This window comes from Catenulispora rubra, assembly GCF_015356825.1.
GTDB classification, from domain to species: Bacteria; Actinomycetota; Actinomycetes; order Streptomycetales; family Catenulisporaceae; genus Catenulispora; species Catenulispora rubra.
The window spans coordinates 15,470-27,949 of record NZ_JAACYW010000056.1; the positions used below are offsets into that span (position 1 = coordinate 15,470).

The 12,480-nt window shown below is 71.3% G+C and carries 9 protein-coding genes; 4 read left to right on the forward strand and 5 right to left on the reverse strand.

What is annotated here, in order from left to right; translation table 11 throughout:
• Positions 1 to 77: 77 nt before the first annotated feature.
• Positions 78 to 1,379 (forward strand): S53 family peptidase, encoded by a 1,302-nt coding sequence (locus GWK61_RS17995; protein WP_194909545.1) that lies wholly within the window; start codon positions 78 to 80, stop codon positions 1,377 to 1,379.
• Positions 1,380 to 1,487: 108 nt separating this feature from the next.
• Here GWK61_RS17995 and GWK61_RS18000 read toward each other — a convergent pair whose 3' ends face one another.
• Genes GWK61_RS18000 through GWK61_RS18010 form a run of 3 tightly spaced genes read right to left on the reverse strand, consistent with a single transcriptional unit; the run spans position 1,488 to position 5,644 of the window.
• The gene (locus GWK61_RS18000; RefSeq protein ID WP_194909546.1) at positions 1,488 to 3,479 is read right to left on the reverse strand and encodes a hypothetical protein; all 1,992 of its coding nucleotides are present in this window, start codon (positions 3,477 to 3,479) and stop codon (positions 1,488 to 1,490) included.
• A gap of 56 nt (positions 3,480 to 3,535) precedes the next feature.
• Positions 3,536 to 5,323, reverse strand: coding sequence for an AMP-binding protein (locus GWK61_RS18005; protein WP_194909547.1), 1,788 nt, complete (start codon positions 5,321 to 5,323; stop codon positions 3,536 to 3,538).
• A gap of 24 nt (positions 5,324 to 5,347) precedes the next feature.
• Entirely contained in the window at positions 5,348 to 5,644 is a 297-nt protein-coding gene (locus GWK61_RS18010; protein ID WP_194909548.1) for a hypothetical protein, read from the reverse strand.
• A gap of 30 nt (positions 5,645 to 5,674) precedes the next feature.
• On the opposite strand from GWK61_RS18010, the gene GWK61_RS18015 reads away from it, so the two are divergent.
• Complete coding sequence (locus tag GWK61_RS18015) at positions 5,675 to 6,028, forward strand: hypothetical protein (RefSeq protein ID WP_194909549.1); 354 nt, start codon at positions 5,675 to 5,677, stop codon at positions 6,026 to 6,028.
• A 123-nt stretch (positions 6,029 to 6,151) separates the two neighbouring features.
• Entirely contained in the window at positions 6,152 to 7,141 is a 990-nt protein-coding gene (locus GWK61_RS59585) for a LuxR C-terminal-related transcriptional regulator (protein ID WP_194909550.1), read from the forward strand.
• Between the two features lie 384 nt (positions 7,142 to 7,525).
• On the opposite strand, the gene GWK61_RS18025 is transcribed toward GWK61_RS59585, so the two are convergent.
• Positions 7,526 to 9,148, reverse strand: coding sequence for a GDSL-type esterase/lipase family protein (locus GWK61_RS18025; RefSeq protein WP_194909551.1), 1,623 nt, complete (start codon positions 9,146 to 9,148; stop codon positions 7,526 to 7,528).
• Positions 9,149 to 9,334: 186 nt separating this feature from the next.
• Positions 9,335 to 10,333 (reverse strand): phosphotransferase, encoded by a 999-nt coding sequence (locus tag GWK61_RS18030; RefSeq protein WP_194909552.1) that lies wholly within the window; start codon positions 10,331 to 10,333, stop codon positions 9,335 to 9,337.
• 177 nt (positions 10,334 to 10,510) lie between these two features.
• On the opposite strand from GWK61_RS18030, the gene GWK61_RS18035 reads away from it, so the two are divergent.
• Positions 10,511 to 12,469, forward strand: coding sequence for a HEAT repeat domain-containing protein (locus GWK61_RS18035; RefSeq protein ID WP_194909553.1), 1,959 nt, complete (start codon positions 10,511 to 10,513; stop codon positions 12,467 to 12,469).
• Positions 12,470 to 12,480 lie beyond the last annotated feature (11 nt).

Sequence of the window (12,480 nt, forward strand, 5' to 3'; positions counted from 1 at the left end):
CACGAGTCTTCTCGTCCGGTCCCGGGCACACCGCTGCCCGGGACCGCTTGCCGCACCCTCGATCTGGAGGCAGAAGCTTGCGATCCATCCTGCGCCCGGCCCGCCGCCGCGCCGCGATATCCCTGGCCGCCGTCGCGATCCTCGGCGGCTCCGCAGCGGCCCTCGCCACCGCCGCCAACGCCACCGGTCCCCACACCGGCACCGCGACCACCGTCGCCGGGGCGCGCGCCGACGCCGCCAACAACAGCGCCCCCAACAAGAGCGCCTCCGGCCCCGCCTGGACCCGGGCCTGCGACATCCCCGCCCCCGGCCTGGCCGCCTGCGACGCGCTGCACGTCAACAACGTCGCCGAGCACATCCGCGCCACCGGCGTCACCCCCAACGCCACGCCCTCCGGCTTCGGCCCGGCCGACCTGCGCTCGGCTTACAACCTGCCGGCCGGCGGCGGCGCCGGGCAGACTGTCGCGATCGTCGACGCCTACAACGACCCCAACGCCGCAGCCGACATGAACACCTACCGCGCCCAGTTCGGCCTGCCGGCGTGCACCGTCGCCTCCGGCTGCTTCAAGCAGGTCAACCAGACCGGCGGCAGCAAACTGCCCAAGGGCGACACCGGCTGGGCCGGGGAGATCTCCCTGGACCTGGACATGGTCTCCGCCATCGCGCCGAACGCGCACATCATCCTCGTCGAGGCCACCACGCCGTCCATGGCCAACCTCGGCACCTCGGTCAACACCGCCGTCAAGCTGGGCGCGAAGTTCGTCTCCAACAGCTACGGCGGCGGCGAGTCCAGCGCCGACACCAGCTACGACAGCAGCTACTTCAAGCACAGCGGCGTCGCCATCACCGCCTCCTCCGGCGACGGCGGCTACGGCGTGGAGTACCCGGCGGCCTCGCCGTACGTCACCGCTGTCGGCGGCACCGCGCTGAAGAAGGACAGCTCCGCGCGCGGCTGGACCGAATCGGTCTGGTCCACCAACGCCACCGAGGGCGCCGGCTCCGGCTGCTCCGCCTACGAGCCCAAGCCCACCTGGCAGAAGGACACCGGCTGCGCCAAGCGCACCGTCGCTGACGTCTCCGCGGTCGCCGACCCGGCCACCGGCGTCGCGGTGTACCAGACTTACGGCGGGTCCGGATGGGCCGTGTATGGCGGCACGTCCGTCGCCTCCCCGCTGATCGCCGCCGTGTACGCCGACGCCGGCACGCCGAAGGCCGCGGTACCGGCCGCGGACATCTACAGCCACACCTCAGCGCTGAACGACGTCACCAGTGGCGCGACCGCGAGCTGCACGCCGTCGTACCTGTGCGCTGCCCGCACCGGCTACGACGGCCCGACCGGCTGGGGCACGCCCAACGGTCTCGCGGCCTTCACCGGCTGAGCACTAGCAGCCACTCGCAGCTGAGCAGTAGCACTCGCACTTGGCCAGGGCCGGGCTTCGTGAGGAGCCCGGCCCTGCCGTTCGGCCACCAGGTGATCACCATGGTGATCATTCTTGCGGGAAACGCCGATCCGGAACAGCTTCGTGATCAGCGAGGTTCGGCCACGGCCCGATCACATCGTCGGTGACAGGCTCATCCAGGGCTTGGCGCGCGCCGGCGTTCGCCGAGGCGATCTGCGGCGCCTGGTCGGCACCGGCGCCGGTGTCGTCAGTGGGCTGAAGCAGCGGGATGTCGGGGTTGATCTCGACGGCCTTCACCTGGACGCCGGTCGGGGCGTGTTCGACCAGGACCATCGCGTAGTCCGGGAGCTGCTGCAGTACCCGCGGCTCCACCGCGTACTCGTAGACGCGCTGCGTGGTCTGCGCGTCGGACCAGGTGTCGGTGTTGGAGTCCGTCGTGCTGTGGGCCCAGTTGCGGTCGGTGTTGCGGGTCTGCGACCAGGAGCGTCCCCAGCTGCGGGTCGGCGCGTGGGACAGGCCTGCGGAGGTGGTTCCGCGTTGCTTGCCGGCGCTCTGCGACAGGCCTTCGGATCCGCCGTCGCTGTCGGAGACGCTGTGGGTCTGGTGGCCGCCGACCGTGCGGGTCAGCCCGGATATCTCGAAGCGGTGCTCGCGGCCGATGAAGTCCGCGGCGCGCGCCGCCTCCTGCGGGTTGCCCAGGTTCATGAACGCCACCGGCCCGGCCCCGAGCATCTGGAACGAGGTCTCGCGCAGGTGCCGGAACATCACCACCAGGCGGGTCCCGCGCCGGTTGCACAGGTCCGACAGCCGCTCCAGGTGCCGCGGCGCCAACTCGTCCGCGCCGGCCAGGACCAGCGTCGCCACGTTCGAACCGGAACCGGCATCGGCGGCGATCTGCCGTGCGGCCCAGGCCACGACCAGATCGGCCAGGAAGTCCCCGGCGCCGCTGCGCCACGTCGCCGCCATCGACACGCACCGCAGATCCGCCGGCGGCCGCTGGTGCGTGCGCAGGCCGAGGCCGCCGAGGGAATCGGCCAGTGCCTCGATGACACGCAACGACCCTGAGGACTGCTCGCGGTAGGACGCGGAGAACACCTGCCCGGCAAGGTCCGCGCGCTCGGACTCCGACAGCTCTTGGCCGTCGTAGGGCTCGTTCAGCAGCACCCTGGCACCGGCGGCGATCCGCGGCATCGTCAAGCCGCCAGCGGCGAGCCTGTCACACAGTGCACCCAGCAGCCGGGCGTCCAGCACCCGCTCGCCGCGCGTGGCTTTGCTGTCGCCGCCGTGCAGCGACTCCACGAAGATCTCCACCAGCGCCGGCACGTCCAGACCGGCCAACAGATCGCTGTCGGCCAGCTCGCCGGGCAGCGCCTGCACGTCGACGTCCAGGCCCGAGGCCACCGCGCCGCGCGCCAACTCCCCGACGATCTGCTCGCCCGACAAGTCCAGGACCACCATCGGGCCGCGCGAGGCCAGCGCCGAGGCGCCGAACACGGTCAGGAACGCCTCCCAGCCCCACAGATTCCCGCCGACCACATCGATCCGCCGATGCCCCGGCGCCGGAGCCGACACCCACTGCGGCAGCGACGACAACCGCTGCGTCTCCTGCTCCTCGAACGCCGCCCGACGCGCCGACCACGCCTGCAACGCAGCACCCTGACGACGCACCTGAACGCTTTGGCGGCGCGTCCCAGACCGGCGGGCCAGCCGCAGATGCGTCAGCACCAAACCCAGCCACAGCCCACCGGCCACGGCCGCGCCGACACCGCCGTAGATCAGCACCGGTGCCGGCGACAGGTGGTGGCCCGGCTGCCGGTCGTGCCGCACCAGCACCGCCCAGGCCGCCACCGTGCCGACGAAGGCGAACCGCCACGTCCAGGCCAGCCGTCCCGGCAGCTTCCGCCGCGCGGCCTGCAACCGATCGTTGTCGACCTCGACAGGCGGCCCGGCCTCGGGGGGCCGGGGCTCGGTGAAAGCCCGGCGGAACTGGTCCCGATCGCTGAACGACCACCCCAGCCGCTCCTCCGGCGCGAACAACGCCGGCCAGGGCGCCAACTCCGCACCGGTTCCGTCCGCCATGACCACCGGTCTCCCCACATACAGAAACGACGGCGCCGCAGCGCGCATCAGAGCCCTTATCGTACAGACTCCGTCGAGGGCGCCGCCGAACGAACGCCGGGGATACGGCCCCCGCCGACCTCAGCCCCACCCTGCTCGACGTCGTGCTCGATGTCGTGCTCGACGCGCGCCCCGGCGACCTTCACCGGGCCGTCGTGACGGTCCTGGCGCGCGCCGCGGCGGCCGAGGAAGTCGAGCTGGCCGTCGGGACGTTCGCGGACCAGGTCGCCGGTGCGGAACACACGCTGCGCGGAGGCGGCGTGCGGGTCGGGGATGAACCGCTCGGCGGTCTCGTTCGGCAGGCCCGCGTAGCCCAGGGCCAGGCCGGGGCCGCCGAGCCACAGCTCTCCCGGCGTGCCGGGGGCCACAGGGGTGCCGTTGTCGTCGACGACGCGGTGGTACAGGTGCGGCACGACGTGCCCGATCGGCGGCGTCCGGTCGCCCGGCTCGACCCACGCCGCCGCCGACACGACCGTGCACTCGGTGGGCCCGTACAGGCCCAGGACCCGGAACGGCAGCCCCGGCGGGATCGGGGCCAGCTGCTCCCCGCCGGATGCCAGGACCCGCAGGTCGGTGCCCGTGGGCCAGGTCATACCGATCAGCAGCTCGGCGATCGGCGCCGGGGCGAGCGCCACCTCGACGTTGCGGGACAGCAGCCAGCCGACGAACGCGGCCGGATCGTCACGGACGTCGTCGGGGGCGACCAACACCGGCGCGCCGGCGAACAGCGCCGGCCACACCTCCCACGCCGCCGCGTCGACCCCGACCGCCGCGCCCTGGCTGACGATCGTCCCGCGAGCCAGACCCATCTCGGCGGCCGCCCACGTCGCCAGGTGCGCCAGCGCGCCGCGCGGCACCTGAACACCCCGGGGCGTGGCGCCGGTTTCGCCGGTGAACATGATGCAGGCGACGTCCTCGGGCGACGGTTCGCGGCGGCGTTCGGTATCGGACGCGGCATGGGTCGCCGGTCGAAGTTCGTTGAGATGCTTCCACGAGACGACGCGCGCCACAGCTTTCAGGCTGGTCGCGAGCGGGGATCTGGCCGAGCGCGGCAGGTCGGCGCTGGCGGTGGTGTCGACGATCAGGGTGCAGCCGGCGGTTCGCGCCATCGATTGCAACCGCTGCGCCGGGTGGCGCGTGTCCAGGGGCACGTAGGTGAGGCCGGCGTCGTAGAGCGCGAACACCGTGGCCCAGAATCGTGCCCCGGCCGAGCCCAGGACGCCGATGACGCTGCCCGGGCCCGGGGCGCCGAGTGTGTCGGGAGTGTCGGGTGTGCTGAGCGCGGCGGCGTTGTCGGCCAGGTGTGCCAGGTCGCGGTAGGTGAACCGGTCGTGGTCGTCTTCGATGGCGACGGTGTCCGGGGACCGGGTCGCCAGCATCCGGGCCAGCGCGGTGAGGTCCGAGCGCGGCGCTTGCAGAAAGGTGACGAACCGGTTCCACAGCCGCCACTGCCGGTCGGCGGGGATCCGCGCCGACAGCGGTGTGAGCTCCACGCGGAACGTGTGGCGCACCGGGTCCTCGGCGACCCGGATCAGGATGTCGCCGCTGTCGCTGGTGTATCGCTGCAGATGCGAGGTGCCGAATCCGGCGTGGGAAAGGAACGTCTCGGCGTCGCGGACCAGCCGGCCCTTGTCCAGCGGCCTGCGGCCCTCCAGGCCGGTCTCCTGACCCGCGTACATGCTGGCGGCCAGCAGGACCGCGCGCAGCGACACGCCGTGGACGCGGGCCAGTTCGCGGGCCGCGGTGTGCGCGTGCGCCGGAAGCGGCAGTGCCAGGGCTGCGGGTGAGGAGCTGTCGGTGACCACGATCGTCCTTTCTCGGTGCGGGGCTCACCAGCCGGCGGCGGCCATTTCGAAGCCCGCGGTCCAGCCGGCCAGCCAGGGCGTTCCGGCGATGGCACGGCGGCACACGGCCAGTACGCGGTCGGGGTCGGCGTCGCGGGCGAGGAAGAACAGGGCGTCCGCGCCCTCGGGGCGGGTCGCGACGTGGATGTGCTCGACCCGGTCGCTGCCCAGGACGGACAGCCACAGCGTGTCGACGATCGCGGTGGCCGCCGGCCTGGCGGGGCGGCCGGTGCCGGGCACATCGAGGCTCGGGGCGTCGAGGCTGACGATCGCGGTGCGCATGGCTACTCCCAGCAGGCGCCGCACGCCGCGATGGGCGAGCTCGCCGGCAGCGGCGTGGTCACGGTCGCGGCGGAGGCGGCCGAGCCGGCGGACGTCGTCGAGGCCGAGTGGGTGGTGGCGGCGGCCGAGATGCGGGTGGAGGCGGCCGGCGCTGCTGCGGCGCCGGCCGGGGCGGCCACCGTTCCCACGGCGGCGGTCACGACGGCCGCGACGGCGGCGAATTTGGCGAGAGGCGACATGCTGATGCGGCTCCAGATGTGTGGCGGTGACAGTGCGGTCGACACCGGGTCGACCGAGGGCATGCAGCGAGCATTTCAGCAGGTCGGGGCAATGAGAAGGGGTTGTGACTGGCACCATCTGGCCCTGGCCACGGAATGCCAGTGATCATCCGGGCACCGTCGGTGATATTTGCTGATAGTTGCTACCGGTATGTCGGGTTGACGTATTCTCCGAGGTAGGGCGTTCGGCACGGGACGGCGCCCGCCAAGCGTGGGGAAGTAGGACGTCGTGCTTGAGGTTCTGGGACTGGAAGCGGTCAGCGAGCTCATCTACCGCGAGATGCTTCAGCATCCCGAGTGGGGCGTGACCGAGCTCGTCGCCGGCACCGGCCTGTCCGAAACCGAGGTCCGCGACGCCCTGGACCAGCTCGCCGCGCTCACGCTGCTGCGCGCGTCCCGGGAGGCCCCGGGGACGCTGCGGCCGGTGAACCCCGAGATCGGGCTGGCCGTGCTGGTCAGCCGGCAGGAAGCCGAGCTGGCCCGGCGCCGCCAGGAGATAGCCGCCGGCCAGGCCGCCGTCGCGGCGCTGCTCGCCGACGTCACCGCCGCCCCCGACCCGGCCGCCTACCCCGACGCCGAGCGCCTCGTCGGCCTCGACGCCATCCAGTCCCGGCTGGAGGCCCTGGCCGTCGGCGCGAAAACCGAGCTGCTGTCGGTGGTGCCCGGCGCCGGACAGCGTCGCGAGACCCTGGAGGCGTCCCGCGATCTGGACAGCGGACTGCTGCGGCGGGGCGTGCGGATGCGGACGCTGGCGCAGGACTCGATGCGAACCAGCCCGCACACCGTCGCCTACTCGCGATGGATGATCGAAGGCGGCGCCCAGATCCGGACCTCCCCGGTGCTGCCGCCGCGGATGGTGATCGTCGATCGGGCCTGCGCGATGGTGCCGCTGGACCCCGCCGACACTAGCAAGGGCGCGGTGCAGGTCGCCGAACCCGGCGTGGTCACGGCGCTGGTGGCGCTGTTCGAGCACGCGTGGGAACGCGCCGTCCCGCTGGACGCGCCGGCCGCCGATCCGAAGCCGGAGGACGGCCCCACCGACGCCGACCACGAACTGCTCAAGCTCATGGCCGCCGGAGTCACCGACGAAGCCGCCGCCAACCGGCTCGGCGTGTCACTGCGGACCGTGCGGCGGCGGATCGCCGACCTGATGGACCGGCTGGGGGCGACCAGCCGGTTCGACGCCGGACTCAAGGCCGGACGGCGCGGGTGGTTGTAGGGGCCTCTTGCGGAGGCTTCTTGCGGTCTTCTTGCGGCGGCGGCTGCTTGTCGCCGCTGGTGGTCAGGCCGGGAGCTGAGCCGTCTCGGTGGTCTCGGTGATCGTGCCTCCGCGGACCTCCCAGGTGCGGGTGAACCCGACCCGGTCGGCGAAGGACGCGTCATGGGTGACCATCACCAGCGTGCCGGCGAACTCCCGCAGCGCCTCAACGGTCCTGGACGTCGCCGTACTCGGCCAGGGCTTCGACGCCGTTCGGCCCGACCAGACCGATCCGGTCGCCGGGGCCGACGGTGAAGTTGTCGGTCGTTTCTGGAGTGCTGTCCTGGACTGGTTTCCTGCGTTGGTGTGCTGCGTTGCGATGGGTTGCTGTGTTGGATAGCTGTTTCAGTTGTCCCGGATGAGGTCGAACTCCTCCCAGGCGCCGATCGCGGTGCGGTTGGCGATCAGCGGCTGGGCTCCGGCGTTCTCGGCGGTGACGTAGTCGCCGTTCGCGTCGGCTTTGAGGCTGACGCTGCCGTCGGGGTTGTGGATGAGCTGGAAAGTTTCCCAGGCGCCGACGGCGGTGCGATTGGCGATGAGCGGTTGCGCGCCGGCGTTGTCGGCGGTGACGATCAGGCCGTTGGCATGGGAGCGCAGCGCGATGGCGCCGTTGCCCTGGTCGATCTCGTCGAACTGCTCCCAGAATCCGATCGCCGTGCGGTTGGCGATCAGAGGCGAGCCGCCGCCGTTGTCCGCGGTGACGTAGTCGCCATTAGCGTGCGCGCGCAGGCTGATCACCGGCAGGTTGGGCTGGGTGAACAGGCCCAGGTTGACGGCATTGCCGATGGCTTGGTAGCCGGCGTTGCTCGGGTGCAGGTGGTCGCCGCTGTCGTCGGCGAGCAGGTACCAGGTCGGGTTCGACGGGTCGTGGGTGGCGGCGTCCTGGTCGATGACGCCGTCGCAGCCGCTGCCGGAGCTGCGGACGTAGCTGTCGATGGCCTCGCGGGCCGTTTCTCCCGAGGCGTTCCAGTAGCCGGCGCCCTGGTAGGGGGTGAGGGTCGAGCAGATGAACGTGATGCCGTTCTGGTGCGTTGCGGCGATCAGCTGCTGCAGGCCCGAAATGAGCTGCGCGGCGGTCGGTTGCGGGCTGGTCGAGCCGAGATCGTTGATGGGATCGTCGGAGAAGACGACCCAGCGGACGCCGGGTTGGGCGAGCACGTCGCGCGCGAAGCGGTTCACCGCGCTCTGGCCCGCGCCGTCGGCTAGCAGCTTGTTTCCGCTGATGCCCTCGTTCAGGACGCCGATGGTGTCGCCGGCGGCCTTCAGGCGCGAGGCGAGGACGTCGGGCCAGCGGTTGTTCGCGTCGATGCTGGAGGCGTAGCCGTCGGTGATGGAGGCGCCGAGCGTGACGACGGCGCCGGCCGAGTTCGGGTTCTGCACGTCCAGACTGGACAGGAAGTAGTAGTTGTTCTGCGTCTGCGCGCCCGACAGGCTGGCGGCGCCGCTGACGTCGCCTCCGGCCACGTAGCTGGTGGACATCGAGAACTGGTGGAACGTGGAGGCGCCGGTGTTGCCCGGCAGGTAGAAGCTGATCGCAAGGTTCGTCGCGGCCGGGACGGCGTAGGCGATGCTGTCGCTGATACCGGTGCCTCCGGCCGGGATGGTGACCGTCGCGGAGCCGCCGAAGGTCACCGTGTGGTCGGTGCCGCCGACCACCGCCGAACCCGACCCGGCCTGCGCGATGTGCACGTCGCTGACGGTCAGGGGCGCGCTGCCGAAGGCGTTGGACACCTGCAGGCGCGCGCTGTTCCCACCGATGCTGGTGTGGACGACCTGCCGGATCGTCTGACCGCTGAAGCTGTCACCCCCGGCCTGCGGCGCGCTGGCCCACGTGCCGGTCCAGTAGCCGCTGGTGGGATTCGCGGCCGCGGCGCGCGCCGGCGTGGTGGGCGCGGCGGTGAGGGCGAGCGCCGGGGCTGCGAGGACGGCGGCGGTGGCGGCTAGGCGTCGGAGGAGATGGTGGGGCATCTTTGACTCCTGGTGCCGGGTGGGGGACCGAATCTTGCAAATAAGAGCCTTGATTAACGCAAAGAATACACTGCGGTAGGGATTTGTCACGCAGTGGTGGTAGTGGTGCGGGGGTGCGGCGGGGTGCTGCGGCGGCGGTGATCGTGTATCCCGCGCCGGCCGGTCAATCGGCGCAGCCGCTGGTACTCAGGCTTCGTAGGCGAGCGACTTCTGCAGGTGGAAGTCTGCGATGTCGAGCATCCACTGCCGGTCCGGGAAGTCGCCCTCGGCGATGCGCAGCGGGCCGCCGACCAGGTCCAGGTGCATGACGTACTGGTAGTACTGCATGCGCTGGGGGTCGAGGTCCGGGTTGCGGAGCGCCTCGTAGTGCGGGCCGAAGCGCATGCGCATCCAGCAGTGCTCGACCTCGATGTCGGTGTACATCAGGCCTTCGATGTCGATGAGGACGGGCTCGCCGTCCGGGCCGACGAGTGTGTGTTCGGCGCAGAGTTCGCCGTGGACGACGCCGTGCTCTGCGCGGGGTTCGAGTGCGGCGTGCAGGGTGCGCAGCTTCTCCTCCAGCATCGCCTCGCCGGCCGCTGCGCGGGTGTCGCGGGGGACGGCGGTGGCGATGTTCACCAGGCTGCGTTCCAGGTACGCCTGCTCGCAGGTCATGTCCGGGGACGCGCCGCCGCCGTCGATCCAGGCCACGCGCCCGAACGCCGGCCCGCGGTGGGTGTGCATGCGCGGGAGCATGTCCGCGAGCTGGGTGAGCGTGCGTTGGCCAGCTTGCGGGTCGCGCTCGAGTAGCGCCTCCAGCGTCCCGCCGCGGATGTCTTCGGCCACGGCGATGTCGGCCGGGTACAGGTTCCGGCTGCGGTCGGCGAGCAGCAGCCGCGGCGAACGGACTCCGACCGCCTCCAGGCGGCGGGTGGCGCCTTCGAAGAAGTCGATGCCGGAGGCGTGGGCGAAGGGGTCGGACGGGTCGTCGTGGCCGTCGGGGAGCAGCCCGGCCCAGTAGTCCTCGTCGGCGTTCCAGACGTAGACGATGGTGCTGGTGGCGTCGTCCAGCGTGACGCGGTAGACGCCCTTCTTGGTGCCGTTAAGCAGGCGGTCGACGGCGGCGATGCGGCGGTCGGTGCCGAAGACCTCCCGGATCGCCGGGGCCAGGCTCTCGGCGTCGGCGAATTTTCGCTCGGTGGTCACGGTCCCCCCTTGTGGAGCGTTGGTGTCGATCACTTCTGGCGGAGATTGTCAGCCTCCGTAGGCGTGGACGCAGTGGACGCACCAGCATAGGCGCCGGCCTGATAGAGGCCCGGCACGGCCTCGTTCAGGGTGGCGCTTACCCTGCTCGGCTCCGTAGCGTGGCCGACCGTGGAACAGATGATCGCTGCGATAGAGGCCGTCGACTGGCCGACACTGGCTCACGCGTACGGCCCGGCAACCGACACCGCCGGATACCTGCGGGCAGCGCTGGCCGGCGATTCCGACGCCGTCAGCAAACTCGGCATGTCGCTGTACCACCAGGGAGGGTGTGTCTACTCAGCGGGTGCTGCGGCGGTACCGATCCTGATCGACATGGCCTGTGAGTCGGCTGTCGTTCATCGGCGGCGGGTCCTGGGCATCCTGACGAAGTTCGCCCGTCTGCTCCGTGACATCAACGAGCCCTGGCGAACCTATGCGGCGGCCCTGGAGCTGCGCGCGACTATGCGGATCGCCCTTCCTCGGTTCATCGAGCTTCTGGACGATGCCGATCCTGGCGTGCGAAGGATGGCGGCAGGTCTCGTCGCGGTCTACGACTCCGACGCCGACCAGATTGCCGAGGCGCTGCGTCGTCGCTTCCAGATCGAGACCGACTACCCCGTTCGTGTCACGCTTCTGCTGTGCCTCGGCGAACTGTCCGCCGAGCTTTCAGCCGATGTCCGCCCCGGCCTTGCGACGTGGGCGGTCGAGGCCAGCGAGACCGACGGCCGCGCGCGGCTCGCGGGACTGATCGCGCGGCACCGGTTGACACCGGACAGCGCAGTGGACGCCGATGCCGTCTTCGCGGCGCTCGCCGACCCTGCGCTGGTCGCGAACGACTACTTCGTCAAGGCGGAGAGCGCTGGCGGGTTGGTCCGATGGCTCGTCCGCTACATCGACGACGGCGGCTTCCAGCTGCGGCTCGCGACCTGGGGTTTGCGGAACGAGGAGATCCGTGCGAGCGGAGCGCCGGTGTTCAGGCAGGTCGGGGGCGTGTTGCTGCGATCGCGGGTGGCAGCGTCCGCGCTGCTGCCGGACATCGCGCAGCTGCTCGACCGGCAGCAGGCAGCTGAGACTCGTACTGCTGCCGCCCACCTTCTGGCCGCCGCCGGCCAATCCGCGCAGCCCTATGCCGACCTTCTTCTGGATGTGGCACATGACCCCGACGACGCGGTCGCCACCAGGGGGATCTGGGCCCTGGCACACCTGGGGGACCCACGAGTCATTCCGGACCTTGTCGAGGCGATCGACGGTGCCCCAGCGCGGTTCGCCTTTTCCGAAAACCACTACCAAGCTGACACCTTGGGGTTCATGCTGACCGACGTGCCCGGCCTGGCCGACGTCCTGACTCCGATGAGACCGCACGCCGACGCGCTCATCCCGGCATTGCGCCGGCGCCTCGCCCGGGAGACCACCACCCCCGGTCTGTACCACCTGACCGAGGTCCTCGCCGCCTACGGCCCCGCCGCTGCCGCTGCCCTGCCGGAGCTGAGGGCCCTGCTGGCCGGTGCGGACGTGAGGCTGGCGTGCAACGTCCTCGGCAACCTCGGGCCGGACGCCGCCGAGGCTGCCGAAGAGCTTCACGGCATCGGCGCTTCATCGCACCAGGACGCCGCCACCGCGGCCTGGGCCTACCTCCGGATCACCGGCGACCCCGAACTGTTCCTCCGCGGCGCCGACGTCGACCCTGACCTGATCCGCTCGGCTCCCCAGTTCCGCCAGGCCGCCGACCTCGGCCCCCACGGAACAGAGCTGGCCGAGCGCTTCGCCACGATACTGAACGCCAAGCGCTCGTACTGGCAGTCCTGGCCCGGCGTCGAGGCAGCCCACGCCCACTGGCGAATCACCAGCGACCCGACCCTGTGCCTGGACGTCTTCGACGCCGCCCTCGACCCACTCCGCCACGGCAGGCTGCTTCCGATCTCCCGCCAAGCCCTCCGGTACCTCCCGGAGCTGGGTTCCGCAGCGGCAGCCTTCCGTCCGCTGCTGGAACAGACGATGGCCAGCCAGGAGCGCCTGCTCTACAGCGGCGGCTGGCGAGGAATCGCAGAGGATGAGGAGGTGGTGAGTCTCGCGCGTGCGGCTATCGCGGCGATGTGAGGTCTTCCCCT

Bases quoted from the DNA above. Each gene is read 5' to 3' on its own strand.
- GWK61_RS18000 (WP_194909546.1), bottom strand. From the start codon at position 3,479: ATGGCGGACGGAACCGGTGCGGAGTTGGCGCCCTGGCCGGCGTTGTTC.
- GWK61_RS18010 (WP_194909548.1), bottom strand. From the start codon at position 5,644: ATGCGCACCGCGATCGTCAGCCTCGACGCCCCGAGCCTCGATGTGCCC.
- GWK61_RS18015 (WP_194909549.1), top strand. From the start codon at position 5,675: ATGGGCGAGCTCGCCGGCAGCGGCGTGGTCACGGTCGCGGCGGAGGCG.
- GWK61_RS18025 (WP_194909551.1), bottom strand. From the start codon at position 9,148: ATGCCCCACCATCTCCTCCGACGCCTAGCCGCCACCGCCGCCGTCCTC.
- GWK61_RS18035 (WP_194909553.1), top strand. From the start codon at position 10,511: ATGATCGCTGCGATAGAGGCCGTCGACTGGCCGACACTGGCTCACGCG.